At 38.2% G+C, this 21,209-nt stretch carries 21 protein-coding genes; 19 read left to right on the forward strand and 2 right to left on the reverse strand.

The genetic code is table 11. The features are described from left to right. The first annotated feature begins 4 nt into the window (after positions 1-4). Positions 5-274 (forward strand): hypothetical protein, encoded by a 270-nt coding sequence (locus Q0Y84_RS07660; RefSeq protein ID WP_057726813.1) that lies wholly within the window; start codon positions 5-7, stop codon positions 272-274. Positions 275-279: 5 nt separating this feature from the next. After that, the gene (locus Q0Y84_RS07665; protein WP_068813410.1) at positions 280-639 is read left to right on the forward strand and encodes a type II toxin-antitoxin system PemK/MazF family toxin; all 360 of its coding nucleotides are present in this window, start codon (positions 280-282) and stop codon (positions 637-639) included. Between the two features lie 131 nt (positions 640-770). On the opposite strand, the gene Q0Y84_RS07670 is transcribed toward Q0Y84_RS07665, so the two are convergent. After that, entirely contained in the window at positions 771-1,247 is a 477-nt protein-coding gene (locus Q0Y84_RS07670) for a nucleoside 2-deoxyribosyltransferase (protein ID WP_297952366.1), read from the reverse strand. A 114-nt stretch (positions 1,248-1,361) separates the two neighbouring features. Here Q0Y84_RS07670 and Q0Y84_RS07675 point away from each other — a divergent pair, with 114 nt between their 5' ends. Further along, positions 1,362-1,856 carry a PTS sugar transporter subunit IIA gene (locus tag Q0Y84_RS07675; protein ID WP_297952368.1) on the forward strand — a complete coding sequence of 165 codons (495 nt, stop codon included), beginning with the start codon at positions 1,362-1,364 and terminating at the stop codon, positions 1,854-1,856. Between the two features lie 25 nt (positions 1,857-1,881). On the opposite strand, the gene Q0Y84_RS07680 is transcribed toward Q0Y84_RS07675, so the two are convergent. Continuing rightward, positions 1,882-2,685: a tyrosine-protein phosphatase gene (locus Q0Y84_RS07680; RefSeq protein WP_297952370.1), complete on the reverse strand. Its 804-nt coding sequence runs from the start codon at positions 2,683-2,685 to the stop codon at positions 1,882-1,884. A gap of 148 nt (positions 2,686-2,833) precedes the next feature. Here Q0Y84_RS07680 and Q0Y84_RS07685 point away from each other — a divergent pair, with 148 nt between their 5' ends. From Q0Y84_RS07685 to Q0Y84_RS07760, 16 genes are all read left to right on the forward strand, one after another. Continuing rightward, positions 2,834-3,328, forward strand: a complete 495-nt coding sequence (locus Q0Y84_RS07685; protein WP_297952372.1) for a universal stress protein — start codon at positions 2,834-2,836, stop codon at positions 3,326-3,328. Between the two features lie 358 nt (positions 3,329-3,686). Beyond that, positions 3,687-4,619: a phosphate/phosphite/phosphonate ABC transporter substrate-binding protein gene (locus Q0Y84_RS07690; RefSeq protein ID WP_297952374.1), complete on the forward strand. Its 933-nt coding sequence runs from the start codon at positions 3,687-3,689 to the stop codon at positions 4,617-4,619. Between the two features lie 28 nt (positions 4,620-4,647). Continuing rightward, positions 4,648-5,421 (forward strand): phosphonate ABC transporter ATP-binding protein, encoded by a 774-nt coding sequence (gene phnC, locus Q0Y84_RS07695; RefSeq protein WP_297952376.1) that lies wholly within the window; start codon positions 4,648-4,650, stop codon positions 5,419-5,421. Beyond that, positions 5,421-6,218 (forward strand): phosphonate ABC transporter, permease protein PhnE, encoded by a 798-nt coding sequence (phnE, locus tag Q0Y84_RS07700; RefSeq protein WP_297952378.1) that lies wholly within the window; start codon positions 5,421-5,423, stop codon positions 6,216-6,218. Before phnC ends, phnE (Q0Y84_RS07700) begins: the two co-directional genes overlap by 1 nt. Beyond that, positions 6,218-7,030: a phosphonate ABC transporter, permease protein PhnE gene (gene phnE, locus Q0Y84_RS07705; RefSeq protein ID WP_297952380.1), complete on the forward strand. Its 813-nt coding sequence runs from the start codon at positions 6,218-6,220 to the stop codon at positions 7,028-7,030. Before phnE (Q0Y84_RS07700) ends, phnE (Q0Y84_RS07705) begins: the two co-directional genes overlap by 1 nt. A gap of 159 nt (positions 7,031-7,189) precedes the next feature. Further along, the gene (locus Q0Y84_RS07710; RefSeq protein ID WP_297952382.1) at positions 7,190-7,675 is read left to right on the forward strand and encodes a hypothetical protein; all 486 of its coding nucleotides are present in this window, start codon (positions 7,190-7,192) and stop codon (positions 7,673-7,675) included. Positions 7,676-7,731: 56 nt separating this feature from the next. Further along, on the forward strand, positions 7,732-9,129 hold the full coding sequence (locus Q0Y84_RS07715) for a metallophosphoesterase (RefSeq protein ID WP_297952384.1): 1,398 nt from the start codon (positions 7,732-7,734) through the stop codon (positions 9,127-9,129). 123 nt (positions 9,130-9,252) lie between these two features. Next, positions 9,253-11,202, forward strand: coding sequence for an asparagine synthase (glutamine-hydrolyzing) (gene asnB / locus Q0Y84_RS07720; protein WP_297952386.1), 1,950 nt, complete (start codon positions 9,253-9,255; stop codon positions 11,200-11,202). 21 nt (positions 11,203-11,223) lie between these two features. Continuing rightward, on the forward strand, positions 11,224-12,507 hold the full coding sequence (locus Q0Y84_RS07725) for a carboxylate--amine ligase (protein ID WP_297952388.1): 1,284 nt from the start codon (positions 11,224-11,226) through the stop codon (positions 12,505-12,507). A 188-nt stretch (positions 12,508-12,695) separates the two neighbouring features. After that, the gene (gene nrdD / locus Q0Y84_RS07730) at positions 12,696-14,903 is read left to right on the forward strand and encodes an anaerobic ribonucleoside-triphosphate reductase (protein ID WP_297952390.1); all 2,208 of its coding nucleotides are present in this window, start codon (positions 12,696-12,698) and stop codon (positions 14,901-14,903) included. Next, on the forward strand, positions 14,903-15,616 hold the full coding sequence (gene nrdG, locus Q0Y84_RS07735; RefSeq protein WP_270770209.1) for an anaerobic ribonucleoside-triphosphate reductase activating protein: 714 nt from the start codon (positions 14,903-14,905) through the stop codon (positions 15,614-15,616). The genes nrdD and nrdG overlap by 1 nt, the downstream gene beginning before the upstream one ends. Positions 15,617-15,667: 51 nt before the next feature. After that, positions 15,668-16,246, forward strand: a complete 579-nt coding sequence (locus tag Q0Y84_RS07740) for an iron-sulfur cluster assembly protein (protein WP_297952394.1) — start codon at positions 15,668-15,670, stop codon at positions 16,244-16,246. Beyond that, positions 16,239-17,435, forward strand: coding sequence for a DUF438 domain-containing protein (locus Q0Y84_RS07745; RefSeq protein ID WP_297952396.1), 1,197 nt, complete (start codon positions 16,239-16,241; stop codon positions 17,433-17,435). The genes Q0Y84_RS07740 and Q0Y84_RS07745 overlap by 8 nt, the downstream gene beginning before the upstream one ends. After that, the gene (locus tag Q0Y84_RS07750) at positions 17,436-17,732 is read left to right on the forward strand and encodes an LPXTG cell wall anchor domain-containing protein (protein WP_297952398.1); all 297 of its coding nucleotides are present in this window, start codon (positions 17,436-17,438) and stop codon (positions 17,730-17,732) included. A gap of 129 nt (positions 17,733-17,861) precedes the next feature. Beyond that, positions 17,862-19,079, forward strand: coding sequence for an MFS transporter (locus Q0Y84_RS07755; RefSeq protein WP_297952400.1), 1,218 nt, complete (start codon positions 17,862-17,864; stop codon positions 19,077-19,079). Positions 19,080-19,159: 80 nt separating this feature from the next. Next, the gene (locus tag Q0Y84_RS07760; protein WP_297952402.1) at positions 19,160-21,097 is read left to right on the forward strand and encodes a M13-type metalloendopeptidase; all 1,938 of its coding nucleotides are present in this window, start codon (positions 19,160-19,162) and stop codon (positions 21,095-21,097) included. Positions 21,098-21,209 lie beyond the last annotated feature (112 nt).

Consider the following 21,209-nt stretch of genomic DNA (forward strand, 5'->3'; position numbering starts at 1 on the left):
TCATATGAAAGATCAAATTTTAGGAACCTATACAGTAAGGAAGACAGGAAACGCTAATTCAGTTACTATTCCAGCAAGTACCGGTTTTAAAAAAGGCGATAATGTGGTGTTAATTCTAAAGCCTAATGGCAATCTTGAAATGAAAAAAGAAAAAACTAATTTTTGGGACGAAGTACCAAAAATGTCTGCTCAAGAAAAAAGATTGCAGATTGAAGATTTGGGATATGATCCATTAGAACAAAGACCAAAAGGTAGAGAAAGAGTTGAGGAATAAAAGTTATGGAATATCCTAAGCAAGGTGATTTCGTATTTATGGATGCTGAACCACATGCTGGTCATGAAATTGGAGGATATGATCCAGAGAATCAAAATGATAGAAGACCATATCTCGTGTTAAGTAAAGAAGCTTTTAATTACAAAACTGGATTAGTACATGCGATGGCCATATCTTCCAAGGTCAGAGAAAGTCCATTTAGAGAGCGTATTGTAGATTTTGCGGCTGGGATAAATGGGGATTTGCTTCTGACACAGGTTCCAGAGTATGATTTTGAAGCTAGAAGAGGAGAAATAGTAGGTCATATTACTGATCAAGGAAAGTTAGAAAAGGTTCTTGGAATCTTTTTTGATGAATTTAGGTAATCTAAACAAAGAAACGGCACCGCTAGATAATTAGCGATGCCGTTTTAGTTAGGTTTAGCAATAATCAACTAAGACATAATAAACATACTAACCTAGCTTAGGTAGCTATATTATTATGCCTGCTTATTTGCTTAATAAACTGCGCCGTCGTAGAAGTTGTAACGTGGACGGTTAAAGTCAAAGTCCTTTAATTCACTGATCTTGATGGCATTGTCACAAACGCCCCAGCTCATCAAGTTAATTGGCTTACCGTAATCTTCATCAGGAATAACTAATAAAATATACTTGCCTTGTGAAAGGGCGTAACCGAGTTCCATACCTAAACCAACGTCTTCTTCTTCAGGTAAGTAAACACCCAGCATAACGTCACTAGACTTGATCCCAACCAAGTCGCCGTGGTAAGTAGCTGATGCCCATTCAATGTCATGCAAATATTCTGGATGTTCATCAACGCGGATATCTTTGTATTGATTATCAAGTGGAACATAGCTGTTTTCTAAATCAACAGTAGGATTTTGCTTCAAAGCTTCCATTGCTTCTTTGTAAGCCTTGTTCTGCTTTTCATTGAACCAACCGGCACCAAAGTATAAAGTTTTTGTCTTTGTCATGATTTTCCCCTTTAAAAAATAATTTACTTTAACTTTAACATCTTTTTGGTTGAAAAAAAGGTCTTGTTAACTTATGGTGAAAATGTTAATTCCATATTAGGAAGGAAAAATCCAATGAATAATCAAAATCTTTTTGCAGCCGATGCAGTTTTTATCTCTGACCAAACCGAGCAAGATATGGTTCTAAAGGAAATCTATGATCATTTGCGTGAGAGTGGCTATGTGAAGGGAAACTTTTTACAGCATATCGTTGAAAGAGAACATAATTTTCCTACTGGTCTGGATACTGCAACATTAGGTAAAAATATTCCTAATGTTGCTATTCCGCACACGGAAGGGGAATTTGTTAATACGAAGTTAATTGTTCCAGTTGCCTTGAAAACACCAGTAGTTTTTCATAATATGATTAATCCGGCGCAGGCACTGGAAGTGAAATTTCTTTTTATGCTTTTAGATAATGATCCAGATGGGCAAGCTGCTTTGTTAGCACAAGTGATGGATTTTTTGGCAAATACTCCAGTCAATGAATTGCGAGAGGTGCTAAACTTTACAGATCCTAGTGCGATCTATGCTTTTTTAGAACAAAAATTCAACAAAAGAGAAGACTAAAAATTTTTCAGTCTTCTCTTCTTGGTTAATCTTCAAGATAAATAGCACGTAACTTCATGATGTCTGCGCTTGAAAGCTTCATTACATCACGCAAGTAGTTGTTAATGCCGCCATATTCGTCATTTAGCACCTTAACCGCGTGGTCAAGATATTCGCTGCGAACACTTTGGATGTCACGAATAGATTGCAAAACATTGTCATTCTTGCCATTTTGCCGGGCATGTTCAACCATGCTATCAACAAAATCTTTGGTAGTGATATTGGTTAAAAGATAGTCCTGCTTAATTGTAGCTAAAGGTACACCAAGAGCAGATAAAATAAGTAATGCACCGAAGCCAGTTCTGTCTTTACCAGCAGTACAGTGAAAAATGACACTTTCGTCTTTGCCGGTATTTTTAAGTAAAATATCAAAGAATTTGCGGTAAGCTTTTTGTGCAGAAGTACTTTCGATCATATCTTCATAAGCATAATGCATATGATTAAAACCAAAGTCAGCGTCATCACGGGCTTGTGTATCAAGGTCAGTAATACTTTTGGATGAGTTGGTTAAGTCTTCACTAAAAACAGGGTCAAAGATATATTCAACACCAGCTGGTACGCGATCAGGTTGGTTATCAACTTCTTCTTTACTTCTAAAGTCTACATCGTATTTAACACCGTAGTCGGTTAAAAACTGCTTATCAAACGGTGAAAGATCAGCTAAGTTACCAGTTCTAAGCAACTTGTGCATCTTGATTTTCTTACCAGATAAAGTCTCGTAGCCTCCAAGCTCACGGAAGTTACGGCCACTGGTAATGCCGATTAATTGGTTGGTTAATTTCTTAGTCAAAAAATTCTCCCCTTTCTTTTATTATTGCTTGTCATGAACATTATTTTAGCAATATTTGGCCGAACTAACAATCAATTAAAAAGTAACGGCTTACAAAATTATGCTAAAATAAGAAGTAATATTAGTGCATTATAGGAGATGAATTATAGTGACAGATAAAGCAAAAGAAAGCATTTTGGTTCCAGTTGATGGTTCAGAATCAGCTGAAAGAGCTTTTGATAAGGCTGTAAGAGTAGGTTTACGCGATGGTGCGCATGTTGATGTATTGAATGTCATTGATACTCGTCAATTTATGGGTGAAATGCAAGATACATTGATTTCTGGCGATACTATTTATCAAATGACCCAAGATTCTGAGGAATACTTGAAGAGTTTAAAGAAATGGGCTCATGACAATTTTAACTTTGATGATGTTGATTACCACATTCGTTATGGTAGCCCTAAGCGCATTATTTCTTATGACTTCATTAAGGACCACCACAACAATTTGATCGTGATGGGTGCCACTGGTTTAAACGCTGTTGAAAGAATGTTGATGGGTTCAGTCACTGAATATGTTAACCAGCACGCTTTAGCTGATGTTTTGATTGTTAAGACAGATATGGCTAACAACCCAGTAAAACCAACGATGAAGAAGAACTAAATCTTATAAAAATGGGCGTTAGATGTGAATATACTCATCTAACGTCCTTTTTTGGAAAAATTAGCTAAAAAGCTTGATAGAATACGAATGTTTTTGGTATCATTTTATAAAATAAACGTGGAATGACTGAAAGGGAGTGGATGAAGTTGTTTAAACAAGTAACTACAATTGAAAACGTTTTTCTTGCTGTGGCAAAATCTTCCTCCCGCGAAGATGTTTTTTCTATCCGTTTGTTTGATAATAACGTTCTTAAGAAGGCTTAATTATTGATCGTCTTTTGACGACCTGTAATTAGGCCTTTTTTAACGTCGTGTTTGTTTTATCACTGTTTGTTTATTTTATGGAGGACCGAAGGTTCATGAAAAGATTTCGAAAAATCTTGGTAGCTATCGTTGCACTTTTTGTAGCAGTTGTTGCAACAGCATGTTCAAACAAAGGAAGTGGCTCAAAGAGTGAAAACTACACTCCTAAGTCATTAACTATTCAATTTGTGCCAAGTCAAGCAGCAACTAAGTTGCAAGCTCGTGCTAAGCCACTTGAAAAGATGCTTTCAAAGAGATTGGGCATCCCTGTTCACGTTTCAATGTCAACTGACTACAACACTGTTGTAGAAGCAATGAAATCAAAGAAAGTTGATGTTGGTTTTCTTCCACCAGATGGTTACGTATTAGCTCACAAGCAAGGCGCTGCTGATTTACTTTTACAAGCTGAACGTTGGGGTGTTAAGCAACCAGGCGGTAAAGCAACTAACAAATTGGTTAAGAGTTACCGTGCTGAAATTTTAGTTAAGAAGGGCTCAAAGATTAAGTCATGGAAGGACTTAAAGGGTAAGTCAATTTCAGTTCAAAACCCAACTTCATCTGCAGGTTACGTTTTCCCAGTTGCTGAACTTAAGGAAAAGGGTTTGGATGTAACTAAAGATTCAAAACTTGTTACTGTAACTGGTCATGACCAAGCTGTTTTAAACGTATTAAATGGTGATACAGATGCTGCCTTTGTTTTTGAAGACGCACGTAACACTGTTTTAAAGGACAACCCAAAGATTATGAGTCAAGTTGTTCCAATTTACTTTACTAAGCCTATTCCAAACGACACTATTTCAGTAATTCCCAACATGTCTAAGTCATTCCGCAAGAAGCTTGCTAAGGCATTTATTGCTGTAGGTAAGTCAAAGGAAGGCCGTAAGGTTATTGAAAGTGTCTACAGTCATGAAGGTTATGACTATGCTAAGGACAGTGACTTCAACATTATCCGTAAATACGACAAGATGGTTGAATCCACTAAAAAATAATAATTAAAATTAAGGGAGCTGCGATTAAATGGCAGATAAGCCAATGATCCAATTAAAGGATGTTTCTAAGATCTATGATAATGGTACTGTTGGTCTGAAAGACATCAATTTAACAATTAATAAAGGCGAATTCGTAGTAGTAGTTGGTCTGTCTGGGGCAGGTAAATCAACTTTATTGCGTTCAATCAATCGCTTGCACGATATTAGTTCAGGCGACATTTTGATTGATGGCAAGTCAATTACTAATGCTAAAGGAAAGAATTTGCGCATGATTCGCCGTGATATTGGAATGATTTTTCAAAACTTTAACTTGGTTAAGCGTTCCAGTGTTTTGCGCAACGTATTAGTCGGCCGAGTTGCTTATTATCCAACTTGGAAAACTACATTTAACTTATTTAGCAAAGAAGATAAGCAAAAAGCCTATGAAGCTTTGCAAAAAGTCGATTTAGCTGACAAGGTTTACGCTCGTGCTGATGAGTTGTCTGGTGGACAACAACAACGTGTGGCAATTGCCCGTGTTTTAATGCAAAATCCAAAGATTATTTTGGCTGATGAACCAACTGCATCACTTGACCCACAAACTTCAGTTAGAGTAATGAACGACTTGAAAATGTTGAACGAAAAATACGGTATGACGGTTGTTGCCAACTTACACAGTATTGAATTAGCACAACAATTCGGTAAGCGAGTAATTGGTATTCGTGCCGGTCAAGTTGTTTATGATGGCGAAATGAAGGATACTCCTAAGTCTGTCTTCACTGATATTTATAATGGTGGCGACGGCAGCGAGGAGGCAAAATAATGCCTGAGACAAAAAATGCAATGAATTTGCCTAAACGAAAATTCAAGCTAATGAACCTAGTTTGGGTCATCATTATGGTGGCTGGTTTATTCATTTCAATTGATGTAACCAATACGCATATTTCGGTTTTATTCCAAAATTGGGATCAATTTGCGGACATTTTTGTGCAAATGTCTCATCCAGATTGGAGCTATATGAGCGTTATTTGGCCAAAATTAATTGAAACGATTAAGATGGCTGTTTTGGGAACAGTAATTGGTTCAGTAGTTGCCTTTATCTATTCACTATTGATTGCACGCAACATTGTCAAGAATAAGGCTGTAACTGGTGTATTACGCTTTATTATGAATATTGTTAGAACGATTCCTGACCTTCTTTTAGGTGCAATTTTCGTAGCGATTGTCGGAATCGGTCCTGTAGCTGGTATTTTGGCTTTAGCAGTTTTCACTTTCGGTGTAGTTGTTAAGTTGTTTTACGAAGCAATTGAAACGATTGATCCCGGCCCAATCGAAGCTTTAACTGCTGTCGGGGCAAATAAATTGCAAATCATTCATCAAGCAGTTTTGCCGCAAATCATGACCTACTTCATTTCATATGTTTTGTATGCATTTGAAATTAATGTCAGAGCATCAACAGTCCTTGGATATATTGGTGCTGGTGGTATTGGTTTGAACTTGCAACAAACTTTGCAAGTCTTCAACTATGCTCAAACAGGAACAATTATCATCGTAATTATTGTAGTCGTTGTTTTGATCGACTATGTTTCATCTAAGTCACGGGAGGCGTTAATGAGATAATGGATACAACTATGAAGAAATTACCTGCTAAACCCGTTGACCGTAAGAAGCAAATAGCTCATTGGTTAATTGCGATTGCTACAATTGCGGTTATTGTTTGGTCATTCACTGGAATTAACTTTGGTGGGATTAAAGAGACTGCTGGTCAAATTGCTGGTGCGATTTTTGCCGGAATTTTTCATCCAGACTGGAAGTACGTTTACAACGGTTCTGGCGAAGATTTGATCTCACAATTATGGCAAACTATTTGTATTGCTTTCTTAGGTACATTTATTTCTGCCATTATTTCATTACCATTTGCTTTTTGGGCAGCTCATACTAAGCATAAGCACTGGTACACTTCAAGAATTGGAAAAATTGTTTTAGCAATTATTCGTTCTTTCCCAGAAATTGTTTTAGCTTTGATGTTTATTAAGGCAGTAGGACCTGGTTCAGCTGCCGGTGTTTTGGCTTTAGGTTTCCACTCAGTGGGGATGTTGGCTAAGTTGTTCTCAGAAGCAATTGAAAACTTGGATGATGGACCAAATGAAGCTGTTGCTGCAGCTGGTGGTTCTAAGTTCCATATTATTATGTTTTCAACTTTGCCTAACTTAATGCCAGCCCTGATTTCCAATACGCTTTACCGTTTTGATGTTTCCATCCGTTCTGCATCTATCCTTGGTTTGGTAGGTGCCGGTGGTATTGGTTATCCATTGATCATTGCTTTGCAATATCGTCAATGGGACCGTGTAGGGATCATCTTATTGGGAATCATCATTATGGTGGTGATCATTGACTGGATTTCTGGTTGGATCAGAAAGAAATTAGTCTAGTTTTCAAAATTTGAATATTGAAAAAGCGAAGATAAAACATCTTCGCTTTTTTGTTGGTTAATTTTATTACACAAAAATTTTGAGATATTTTTATGTGTTAAATAAGGGCTTTAATAGGTTTTTTTGCTATAATTAAGGTTGAATTTTGAGGAGGATCATATGGAAAAATTAGATACCATGATGTTGGCTGATGACTTAGCCTTATCACAAGACAAGATTTTAAACGGCGAACAAGACTTTGACGCTGAAGCTGTTTACAAAGTAATCGATAACTTGGGTGTTTTGAATAATCCAATCAAGGATTATTTCGATATGACTGAAGAACAATATTATGAAGCTGAAAGTGATCATAAGTTAACTTTGATTAAAATGGATAGTAAGTTGACTGATTTGCATGATCGTATTTTAACTAACCACGTTGATGGTTATGTTGACAAAGATGAAATTAACTTGACTTACAATCATGAAAATCCATATGAAGATGATTTATACGACCCAACTACTGATTACCGCGAAATTGCTTACAGCTTAAAGGTTATCGGTGCAGTTCAAGCAATTGCAGCTAAGGATTTACAAGAAGTATTATCTAAAGATGCCGTAGTATCAATTGGACTTGCTGCATATGCTTTAGCACATAACGCATAAATTATTTGAGTCGGCTGATAAGCGGCCGGCTTTTTTTGCTTTTTTGAGGCGAAAATATGAATTTGTTTAAACATACCAAGGGAATAGTTGATCGAATTATGGGCGTAAAAAAACGCTCAGCAATGAATAAAGACAGTGAATTGCTTGATCCGATGCAAAAATACACTACTATTGGAGAATATCATGTTGGGGCTGCTGATGGGACACCTCATGGTAAGGATTATGTTTTAACCGTTTATCAAGATGAAGATGGTGTATTGCGGCAAGCACTTAGCCCAGAAAGCACGACCAAATTAGCACCAGAATATGTGCGTAAATATAGTGAAAATTTGGGTCGCTTTCGCGCTTTTCATAATAAAAATACTGGCCGGCGCTATTGGGTTGAAAATTACCTAGATAATTTCACCGCAGAAGTGAAAGAGCATATTCGTTCTGGTGTCAATTCAGTTAATATTGGCGTAATTACGGATACGCACTTTAAAGATAAAGACAGCAGTGACTTTTATGGCTTTAACGGTCTGCAACATGTGCAGGAATTTTCTTACCTAGATAAGTCAGGTTTATTAGATTTAAAGGCTCATTTAGGTGATTGGATTGATGGCTCTGATGCGGGACTAGTTAGTGAAAGTGAATTAGTTAAAATAAACCAGTCTTTTAGATCAACTGCAGTGCCATATTTGAGTATTAAGGGCAATCATGATGAAAACGATAAATTTGACGAGCATCATGATTTAAAAGCGTCATTTCCCGAAAACGAATTTGAAAATATTATGTGGCCTGAGATGTACCGCCAGCAAGGAATTCACTATGTTTCGCGTCAACATGGCGTTGCTTATTTTGACTTAGATGATGTGCGAGTAATTTCGGTTAATACCTCAGATGTCCCATATACATTGAATAATCGCGGACAAAAGCGTTACGATAATAAGATTGTGTTAGCTGTGCGGGAAGATCAAATTGAAGAAATTATTGAGATTTTGACCAATTCGTCTAACAAGAAGATTATCTTAATGTCCCATGCTAATCCAATCAATCGCAAAGGTTCTAATGCACTCAAGTATAATGGTCGCTCACTTCATGAATTATTAGTTGCCTTTAACCAACGCGAACGCGGCCGGATGCATACTAGTGACGGTGTCCCAGCTGAATTTCGCTTGTCGAACGACTTTGATTTTACTAATGTCAAAAATGCTCGGATCGTTGCTTACTTTTGCGGTCACCGGCATCGTGAAGATCAATACCGCATTAATGGGATTCAGTATATTTTGTTTAACTGTTCTGCTTTAATGGGACCAAATCATTCATTAACGACTAAATATAATAAAAATTTGGATCGCCAGATTGATCATAGTAATGAATTTGCTGGTTATATTGTGAATGTTGATTTAAAGCGGCATCGCATTCAAGCCTTTGGTTATGGTGCAGCTTCTAGACGCCGAGTTTACTTTATTTGATTAAGGAATAGTAAAGGCATTTGGCTATTACAAGTGTTTAGCTTATAATAGAAAAGTTAAAGCAAAAATAACGAATATATCATAAATATTAAGATTTAGAGAGAACTTAGGGGAATTTAAATTATGTGCGGAATTGTCGCATTTTATGATCCAAAGATAAATGAAAAACAAGCTGTTATTGGTAAAATGATGGCTACAATTAAACACCGTGGACCTAGTTCTGACGGTTATTATACTAACGATGAAGTTGCCCTTGGCTTTAGAAGATTGTCGATTATTGACCTTCGTGGGGGCAGTCAACCTATTTATAACGAAGATAAAACTCGAGCAATTATTTTTAATGGGGAAATTTATAACTTTAAACCATTAAGAGAAGAATTAATTAAGGCAGGTCACGTCTTTTCTACTAAGGCCGATACTGAAGTATTATTGCACGGCTATGAAGAATGGGGCATGGATGGCTTACTTAAGCGTGTTCGCGGGATGTTTGCCTTCCTTATTTGGGATGACAACAATAAGACCCTTTATGGTGCCCGTGACTTCTTTGGGATTAAGCCAATGTACTACAGTAACCAAAATGGGCACTTGCTTGTTGGTTCAGAACTTAAGAGTTTCTTGGAATTTCCAAAGTTTAAGCGCGAATTAAACGTTGAAGCAGTTAAGCCATATTTGATGAACCAATACAATGACCTAGAAGAAACCTTCTTTAAGGGCGTTTACCGTTTTCCAGCCGGTCATTGGTTCGAATATAAAGATGGCGAGATGAAGACCCACCAATACTGGGATGCTGAATATAAAGAAAACAGTCTTTCCTTTGAGGAAACCTTGCAAAGAATTAATGAAGATTTGAAGGAAACTGTTGATTTATACCGTAACGCTGATGTTAAGGTCGGAGCATTCTTATCAGAAGGGATTGACTCTTCATATTTGACTAGTTTGCTTAATCCAGATGACGTCTTCTCAGTTTCTTTTGATGACTCAACTTATGATGAAGCATCTAAGGCTAAGGCTTTGGCTGACATTAACCACTGGAAATTCTTTAGCGACAAGGTTGATGCTGATGAAGCTATGCGTGACTTCCCAGAAATGCAATACCACATGGATGAACCTGATGCTAACCCATCAATCATCCCACTTTGGTATTTGTGTAAATTAGCGCGTAAGCATGTTACTGTTGCGCTTTCTGGTGAAGGTGCCGATGAATTGTTTGCCGGTTATGTGAACTACGGGATGCACACGCACAATGATATTATCAAGGTCTTTACTTCAGAACTTAAGAAGTTGCCTGAAAAGAAGCGCGTGAAGTTGGCACATAAAATTAAGAAGATGCCTAACTTCCCAGGTAAGGTACATATGTACACCAACTTGGCTGACCCAAGTGAATTTTATGTTGGTCAATCAGTGATCTATGATATGGATTATCCAACTATCTTCACTTCTAAGGATGCTAACAGCATTTTGCAGCCTACTTACCGCAATAAGTTAACCGTGAACGGTATCTATCAAAAGGACTTCAAGAAGGTTAAGGGCATTGACAACGTTAAGCAGATGCAATATATTGACTTGCACCACTTCATGCTTAATGACATTGAACAAAAGGCTGACAAGATTTCAATGGCTCACTCATTGGAAGTTCGTGTACCATACCTTGATAAAAAGATTGCAGAATTAGCTAACTCAATCCCAACTAAGTACTTAGTTAACCGTCATGATACTAAGTATGCTTTGCGTAAAGCTTCAGAAAAAGTTTTACCAGATGAATGGGCTAAGAGACCGAAGTTAGGTTTTCCAACGCCAATCAAGCAATGGCTTAAGGAACCACGTTTTTACAAGCAAGTACGTAGTTTGTTTGAAGAAGAATTCGTTAATGATATTTTTGACCAAAAGAAGATCATTAAGCTGCTTGATGACAACTATGAAGGTGATGGCTCACACCGTCGTCAGATCTGGGCTATTTACACTTTCCTTGTTTGGTACAAGTTGTTCTTTGTTGACTATGAAAATACAGTTAAGAAGTATCAACACGTGCAACCTGAAGTTGCTAAGCTAATTTCACAAGGCAAATTACTATAATTCTAGGGAGATTTTTTGAGAATGAGTAAAAAATTTACGCCGATCTTACTCGGTAGTGATATCAACGTGTATGGTATGGCACGTTCATTTAATGAAGCATATGGTATTAAGGTGAAGGCTTTAGCTGACGTTCAACTTGCTGCTACTCGTTATTCAAGCATTGTTGACGTTGAATTGCACCATGGTTTCAGTAGCGATCCAACTTTTATGGACGTAATGCACAAAAAGATGGAAGAATACAAGGATCATGAAGAACCAGTCATCTTGATTGCTTGTGGTGATGGCTACGCTGAACTGCTTTCTAAGCACCAAGATGAATTGAAAAAGGTCTTCATCGTACCTTACATCAAGTACGATTTGCTTGAAAAATTAATCTCCAAGGAAGGCTTCTATGAAATTGCCGAAGAATATGGTTTGCCTTATCCAAAGACTAAGATCATTACCATGGATGATTACAAGTCAGGTAAGTACGAAGATGTTCCGTTTGCTTTCCCAGTAGAATTAAAGCCAGAAGATCCTGTTTCATGGCTTAAGTGTCAATTTGAAGGTCGAAAGAAAACCTTTGCCATTCAAGATAAGGCTGAATTTAAAGATATCGTAACTAAGATTTATACTCATGGTTACAAGGCCGACCTTATTTTGCAAGACTTTATCCCTGGCGATGACTCTAATATGCGGACCTTAAACGCTTATGTTGATAAGAACCATCAAGTTAAGATGATGTGCTTAGGTCACCCACTTTTGGAAGATCCAACTCCTCAATCAATTGGTAACTACATGGCAATCTTGCCTGAATACAATGAAAAATTGTATGAAGAAGTACAACAATTCCTTGAAAAGTTGAACTACACTGGTATGGCTAACTTCGATATTAAGTACGATCCACGTGATGGTGAATTCAAATTTTTTGAAATTAACTTGCGTCAAGGTCGTTCAAGTTTCTATGTAACTTTGAATGGTTACAACTTGGCTAAGTGGTACATCGATGACTATGTTGAAGATGCACTTAAGGATAAGAAAACTGTTTACGGCAACAAGCTCGAATCTAAGTACAAGCTTTGGTTAGGTGTACCTAAGAAGATTTTTAATGACTACGCTTATGACAACGACTACAAAGAAACCGCGGATGAACTTATCCGTGAAGGTCGTTATGGTACGACTGTCTTTTATGATAAGGACAAGAACTTTAAGCGTTGGTTATTGATGAAGTACATGTTCCATAATTACTTCAAGCGTTACAAGACTTACTACGAAGTTAACAAGGGTAAGATCTTTGATGAAGAAAATAAAAAATTAAATAAATAATTTTCAAAAAGAACTGCAGCAATGTGGTTCTTTTTTTGCCTAAATTTTTTCAAAATAAAATTTGTTAGACGATTTTCCCATTGTCATCGCTTTTTGGTTAATACAAGATATATTCATCTATATTTGAACAGAATACAAGATGTTGCGTTTTATGCTATGATTAAGACACGATATTTGGAGTGATCGAAATGCTAAAAGAAGAATTTAACCAACAAAGCGTAACCAAATTAAACACACCTAAAACCTTCGTTAAGCGAGATGGATCAAAGTATCCTTTTGCAGTTTTTAAACTTAACATGGTTTTACATAACCTTGACTTGGATGATATAGCACCTGCCGTAGTTGAGAAAATCGTTGCTAAACTTGATACTGCTGAAGAGGTAAAGGCACAAGATGTAGCGCAGGCTTTTAAAGATAGCTTGAATGAATTAGGCTACTTGGATGAAGCCAAAGCTTATGTACAATACCGCAAGCATGATGAAGAAGAATGGATTAAGCAAACAGATACGCGTGCCCGGCTTGAACGGATGGTTCACGGCGACCCAACGATTGTTAACGAAAATGCTAACAAAGATAGTGAAGTTTTTAGCACGCAGCGTGATTTGACTGCGGGGACTGTGGGCAAAACAGTAGGGTTGACCATGATACCACAACATATTGCTAAGGCTCATTTGCGCGGCGATATTCACTGGCATGATTTGGACTACACGCCACTTTCACCAATGACTAATTGTTGCTTGATTGACTTTAAGGATATGTTGACTAACGGCTTTAAGATCGGTAATGCCTACATGACTAGTCCTAACTCGATCAATGTAGCGACCCACCAAGTTACGCAAATTATTACTAATGTAGCTTCTAGCCAATATGGTGGTTGTTCTTTTGACCGGGCTGATGAAGTTTTGGCTCCTTTTGCCGAAAAGAATTATCAAAAGCACTTAAAGGATGCTGCTGAGTTTATTGATGATTCTGAAAAGGTAGAGCAATATGCAAGAAAGCAAACCAAGAAAGACATCTATGATGCGATGCAAGGACTAGAATATGAAATCAATACCATGTTTTCTAGTCAAGGACAAACACCATTTACCACTTTGGGCTTTGGCTTAGGTACTTCTTGGATTGAAAAAGAAATTCAAAAAGATATTTTGCGCATTAGAATCAAGGGTTTAGGTAGAGAACGGAGAACGGCGATTTTCCCTAAGCTAGTTTTCACTATTAAAAAGGGCTTGAACTTGCATCCTGGTGATCCTAACTATGACGTTAAGCAATTGGCAATTCAATGTTCAACTAAGCGGATGTACCCTGATGTCTTAATGTACGACACGATCAAGAAGATTACCGGTTCCTTTAAGGCACCAATGGGTTGTCGTTCATTTTTACAAGGTTGGAAAGATGAAAATGGTCGCGAAGTTAATTCGGGCAGAATGAACTTAGGTGTAGTAACCGTTAACCTGCCTAGAATTGCAATGGAAAGTCATGGCGACAAAGAATTATTCTGGCAAATTTTTAACACGAGAATGCGTACTTGTCACCAAGCTCTTGCCTTTAAAGGCCGTCGTGCTATTCAAGCTAAGCCAGAAAATGCGCCGATTATGTATCAATATGGCGTTTTTGGCAAGCGGCTTAAGCCTGGCGATGATGTAAACCAGCTGTTCAAGAATGGCCGAGCTACGATTTCTTTAGGCTACATTGGCTTGTATGAAGTAGGGACCGTCTTTTATGGTCCTGATTGGGAACACAATGAAGAAGCACATGATTTTACAATTGAGATTGTGAAGAAAATGCACGATTTGTGTGCTAAGTGGGAAAAAGAAGATCCATATCACTGGCACTACAGCCTGTACTCAACGCCAAGTGAAAGTTTGACGGATCGCTTCTGCCGGTTAGATACGGCTAAGTTCGGCAAGGTAAAAGATATTACCGATAAGGAATACTACACTAACTCATTCCACTACGATGTTCGCAAACACCCAACACCATTTGAAAAATTAACGTTTGAAGCACCATATCCATACTATGCAGCTGGTGGCTTTATTCATTACTGTGAGTATCCTAACTTGAAGCAAAATCCTGCAGCACTTGAGGCTGTTTGGGACTGGGCTTATGACAAGGTTGGTTATCTTGGCACTAATACGCCAATTGATAAATGCTACAAGTGTGGTTTTGCCGGTGAATTTAAGTCGACTGCTAAAGGCTTTGAATGTCCTAAGTGTGGTAATCATGATCCGGCTACTTGTGATTGTGTTAAGCGGACATGTGGTTACTTGGGTAACCCATTGAAGCGACCAATGGTTCATGGTCGTCATGAAGAAATTGTGCACCGCGTTAAGCACATGGACTTTGGTTTAGAAGACAGTTTAGCAACCGAAGAAGAAGTGAAAAACGGTGAGTATTAATGCCTGAAAAAGATAAAAATACACAAGAAGGGCCAGATATTCGCAGCAATTTGATCAAGGTTAATATGGGTGGAGATACCATGTTTGTGGATCCGGACCAATATAAGCCGCAACTAGACCACCAGCGCGAATTAAAACGGATGCACCGCAAGCCGAAAAATCCTAAGCCACAAGAATGGAAGACGGAGGATTATTCTAAACATAAAATTGCGGATTATAAGCCATTTAACTTTGTCGATGGTGAAGGAGTCAGATGTAGTCTTTATGTTTCGGGATGTTTGTTTGATTGTCCCGGCTGCTACAATTTAGCGGCTCAAAACTTTAATTATGGTTTTCCTTATACGCAAGAGTTGGAAGATCGCATTATTCAGGATTTAAGCCAATCTTATGTTCAGGGGCTAACCTTATTAGGCGGTGAACCATTTTTGAATACTTGGGTTTGCTTAAAGATTATTAATCGGATTCGCCGTGAATTTGGTCATAGTAAAGATATTTGGTCTTGGTCAGGTTATACCTGGGATGAATTGCAAAAAGAAACACCCGATAAAAAAGAAATGCTCTCCAAAATTGATATCCTGGTTGATGGGCGCTTTATGAATGATTTGAAGGATTTGACCTTGCAATTCAGAGGCTCAAGCAATCAACGCATTATCGATGTTCCTAAGTCGCTTAAGGCGGGCAAGGTAGTCATCTGGGATAAATTGCAGAAGTAAGTTAAACTAAAGTCTGGAAGAATTTTCCAGACTTTTTTGCTAGGTGGAAAAATGAAAGAAGAAAATATTAAACAAGTTGACCAAATTATGACCGCATTAACTAAAGTGATTGATCCAGAATTGCAGGTTGATGTGGTGAACTTGGGTTTGATCTATGGCATTGATATTGAAGGTGAAAAAGCCACAATTAAGATGACTTTGACCGTGATGGGTTGTCCTTTGTCTGATTATTTACAAAAACAGATTCAAAAAGCTGTCCTTTCGGTTGCGGGAATTACGTCTTGCGAGATTAAGTTAGTCTGGTACCCCGTTTGGACGACAGAGCGACTATCTCAAGCGGCCAAAAAGCAGTTAGGTGTAACTAACCATGGTGAGCAAATTAAAACCGCAGAGCCGGTAAATGAGAAGATTATCGATTTCTCCATGCCAATTAAGAAAATGGCTGATAAATACCCTGATTTTGTCCAAATTATGTATGATTGTGGCTTCACCCGAATTAAGATCCCGGGTTTGTTAAATACGGTTGGCCGAGTAATGACGATTCCGTTAGGCGCCCAGGCAATGAAAATTGATTTGGCCAAAGTAAAACAAGCATTTGAAGATAAAGGATATAAAGTAATCAATGACTGATAAAAAACGACAGGATGCAATTTTAAAGATTTTGCATTACATCCAAGATGGTGGCGACTTTGCGACCGCTAAGAAAATGTTTCAAGAAGAATTTGATCAAGTTGATGTAGCTGAAATTACAGCTGCAGAGCGTGAATTAATTAAGCAGGGACTGAATCCGGCAGATATTCAATATCTGTGCAATGTTCATGCCGATGTTTTTAAGGGTAATATCAAGGAAAATGTGGAAAATCCCGATTTTTCTGTGCCCGGTCATCCCGTACATACAATTAAGTTAGAGAATATGGTCTTAAAGTCCTTGATCAATGACGCGCTTTTGCCAGATTTAGAAAAGTATGAGGCAGGACAAGATACTCTGAAAAAGATTCGCCAGGAATTAAGTGATTTAGTCACGATCGATAAACATTATCGCCGTAAAGAAACATCACTTTTTCCGTTAATGAATAAATACGGTATTACGGCTCCGCCTGAAGTAATGTGGGGCGTTGATGATGATATTCGCGGCTTGATTAACAAGGCATTGAAAATCGCTAATGCCGAAAAATTTGATCGAGACAAATTAGCTGAAGCAATCAAAAAGGCTAGTCATGAAGTGCTAGAGATGATCTTTAAAGAAGAAAACATCATGATTCCGATGATTGATGAGGTAGCTGATCAAGCTGACTGGTATAACGTTAAGTGTGAAGAAGGACAAATCGGTTACACTTTGATTCGTAAGCCAATGAATTGGAAGCCTAAGGAAGCCAAAAAAGCGGCCGGTCCAGTAGAAGTTGCTAATTTGTCCGCATTCTTTATCAATTTTGCAGAAGGAAAGCTAAATTTAGTGCAGTTAAATGCCATTTTAGACTTGCTGCCTTTTGCGCTGACTTTTATTGATGAAAATGATAAGGTGGCTTATTTTGGCGGTGGCGCGGCTATTTACCCTCATTCACGCAATGCTTTAGGCAATAACGTCTTTTCTTGTCACACAGCTAAAAGTCGACCGTTAATTAAAAAGATTTTTGCCCGATTCCATGCTGGTGAAATCGATAAATATGAGTTCCACTTTACGCCGCATAAAATGGGGCGCTGCCTTTATTTGCGTTATTACGCGGTGCGTGATAAAAATAATAAGTACCTGGGTTGTTTAGAAGTCGCGCAAGATGTAACCGAAATTAGAAGTTGGACTGAAGAAAAAAGAACAATTTAAATGATTGCTCCAGTACACGGACAAAAGAAGGCAACTAATGAAGCAAAAGCTAACAAGGCTAAAACTATTGCTAAACAAGGGGCTAAGGTAACGCCAGTTAATACAGTTAAGCCCAAGGCAACTAGAGTACCAAAATTAGTGCAAACTAATGTCGAACAAGGCAAAAAAGCTGTGGCTCATCCTGCAACTTTACCGCAAACTGGTAGTGAAAATACTACCGTTCTTGGAGTAATTGGGATGTTACTAGCAAGCTTAGGTTTGTTTGGCTTAGCTGATCGTAAAAAGAAGAATAATTAATTAAGCTGTCTTATAATTAAAGCTGCATCCGTGAGGGATGCGGCTTTTTCTTTTACCCTCGTGCAAAAAATCACAATTCTTGCTAGACTAGATTGAAAGAATGAAAACAAAAAGAAGGGAAGAGAAAAGATGCGCACAGCACATGGAAAACAACCTACTGATGAAATTAAATTGCACTGGCTATTGCTAGGTGAACTATTAACCTGGTTGGGTTCCAGTTTCATTTGGCCCTTAACTTCAGTATATCTGCACGACCATCTTGGCGTTTCATTAGCCTTAGTTGGGGTCGTTTTGCTATTCAACTGTGTTGCGAATATGATTGGCTCATTTATTTCAGGCTGGTGCTATGACCACTTTGATCCATATGCCTTGCTGATTGCAGGTGCAGCTTTAGACGCAGCAGTTTTATTTGGCATGGCCTTAAATCATAGTTGGCCGATCTATTGGCTATGGATGACCTTAACTGGCTTTTTAGGTGGCTGGAATGGGGCTTTGATCAATTCGATTGCTACGAGTATTAAGTCTAAGCCAGGCCGCTATGTCTTTAACATGATTTATTTTGCCCAAAATGTGGGCGTAGTTTGCGGAACCTTGGCCGTTGGTTATCTGTATGATTATTCAGTAACCTTATTGTTTGTGATTGCTGGACTGCTATTTGTTGGGGTATGTCTCAATGCGATTATCAACTACCGGCCAATGATTCAATTTCACAAAGAGCGTCTGGCTAACCAGGATCAAACTGAGAAAAAGACCTTTGAACCGATGCCAAAGTATAATTTGATCATGTCAATCGGCTTCTTTATTACGATTGCGGTGATTTGGCTGATGTACATGAACTGGGAATCTAATTTATCAGTTTATATGGTGTCACTAGGAATCCCATTTCACTTGTATAGTCTGTTATGGACGATCAATGCCGGAATTATTGTAGTTGTGCAGGCTATTTTAAGTCGGGTGACGATTTTTAAGAGCTTGTTTAGGCAAATTTTATTCGGCACTTTGATGTTTGCCATTTCTTTTGTAACTTTGATTTTTGCTAAAGATTTTGCGCACTTTGCCTTGTCGATGATCATTTTAACCTTGGGTGAGGCAACAGCCATGCCTTCAATTCCAACTTACGTTAATGACTTGTCGCCTGATTCGAGTAAGGGTAAGTATCAAGGTTTGACCTTATCGGCTTCTTCAATTGGTCGATCGCTAGGGCCGTTATTTGGCGGTTTAATCATTGAAGACTTTGGCTACATTCAATTCTTCGCCGTAGCTGCAATTGGCATCTTTTTGCTCTTGGTGATGCTAATCCCAATGCATGCTAAACTGCAGAAAAAGATAAAATTATTCATAAAATAAAAACAACATGATAGCTTTAATTTTTTCATAATGCTATCATGTTTTTATATAAAAAATTTTTCCAATAGGGAGGTAATTTAATGCATTTTAATGTACGTGGTGGTGCTGGTGATATCACTAAGGCTGACACTTCAGCTCGCCCACAAGATAATTTGTACTTGGCGGTTAACTCAGAATGGTTGGAAAATGCCAAGATTCCATCTGACCGTTCAAGAACTAGTTCATTTGACGGTATTGATTTAAATATTGAAAAGAACTTAATGCAAGACTTTGCGGATTTTGCAGCTGGCAAGAAGGAATTGCCAAATGTTCCTAACTTTAGTAAGGCGGTAGAACTCTACAAGATCGCTAAGGACTTTGATAAGAGAAATACCGATGGCGCTGCTCCTATTCAAGCCGACTTGCATGAAATCTTGGATTTACGCAACTTCGATGACTTTAACTTGAAGGCAGCTGATTTTTACAAGAACGGTTTTGCAGTTCCATTTGATTTCAGTGTTGAAGCAGATATGAAGAACACCAAGGTTCACTCATTGAATTTTGGCGGTCCAAGCACATTCTTACCTGATACGACAACCTACAAGACACCAGCTGCCAAGCAATTATTAGATGTTTTGCAAAAGCAATCAGTTAAGTTATTGACCATGGCTGGTCTTGATGAAAAAGAAGCCGAAAACTACGCTGATTTAGCAATCAAGTATGATGCTAAGATTGCTAAGGTAGTTAAGTCAACTGAAGAATGGGCTGATTATCCGGCAACTTATAATCCAGTTTCATTGGCTGACTTTGAAGCAAAATTTGACTCCTTCAAGATGGATTACTTCTTGAATGGCTTGTTTGCAAAGAAGCCAGAGCGGGTAATTTCAACTGAACCACGTTACTTGGATCACGCTGAAGAATTATTGAATGAAGAAAACTTTGACGAGATTAAGGCTTGGATGTTAGTCAAGTTTATTAACGGTGTTGCTTCTACTTTGTCACAAGAATTCCGTGAAGCAGCCTTCCCATTCAGCCAAGCTTTATACGGTCAACCACAGCTTTCAACTGGAATTAAGCAAGCTTATCACATTGCTAACAGCGACTTTAGTGAAGTAGTTGGTGTTTACTATGGTCAAACTTACTTTGGTGCTGAAGCTAAGGCTGACGTTACCGACATGATTCACAAGATGCTCGACGTTTATGAAAAGCGGATTCGTGAAAATTCATGGCTTTCTCAAGCAACCAAAGACAAGGCTATTGTTAAGTTGCGGGCTTTGATCTTGAAGATTGGTTATCCAGATAAGATTGAAGAAATTTACGATCGCTTGCAAGTTGATCCAACTGCCAGTCTTTATGAAAATGAAGTTCAATTTGGCCGGGAACAAATTAAGTACAACCTTGAAAAGTTGGACCAAGATGTTGATCGGACTGTATGGCTGATGCCAGGTAACTTGGTTAACGCATGTTACGATCCACAAAGAAACGACTTAACTTTCCCAGCAGCAATTTTGCAAAAGCCATTCTACGACTTAAAGCAAAGCCGTGCTACTAACTATGGTGGTATTGGGGTAGTAATTGCACACGAAGTTTCTCATGCCTTTGATAATAACGGTGCTCAATTCGATGAATTCGGTAATATGAAGAATTGGTGGACTGATGAAGACTTCGCTGAGTTTAAGAAAAGAACTCAAGCTGAAATTGATTTGTTCGATGGCATTAAATACGGTCCTGTAATCTTGAATGGTAAGCAAATTGTTTCAGAAAATATTGCCGACCAAGGTGGTTTGACTGCTGCAGTTGAAGCTAACAAGGGCGAAGGCGGCGAGATGAAGGAATTGTTCGAAAACTTCGCTCGCGTTTGGGCAACTAAACAATTGCCAGAATCAATTAAGACGCAAGTATCTATCGATGTACACGCTCCAGGTCCAGAACGTGCCAACGTGCAATCACAATGTCAGGAAGAATTTTACAAGGCATTTGGCGTCACTGAAAAAGACGGCATGTGGCTTGATCCTGAAAAACGGGTCGTAATTTGGTAGTAACTTTTATTAATATTCAGGTATAAAAATTAGCTAAATTACATATAGGCTCCTATAATAAAGATGACTACAGTGCTACTACTACACTGCAGCCCTTTATAACTTATTACCC

Source organism: uncultured Lactobacillus sp. (assembly GCF_947367125.1).
In the GTDB taxonomy this organism is placed as follows: domain Bacteria; phylum Bacillota; class Bacilli; order Lactobacillales; family Lactobacillaceae; genus Lactobacillus.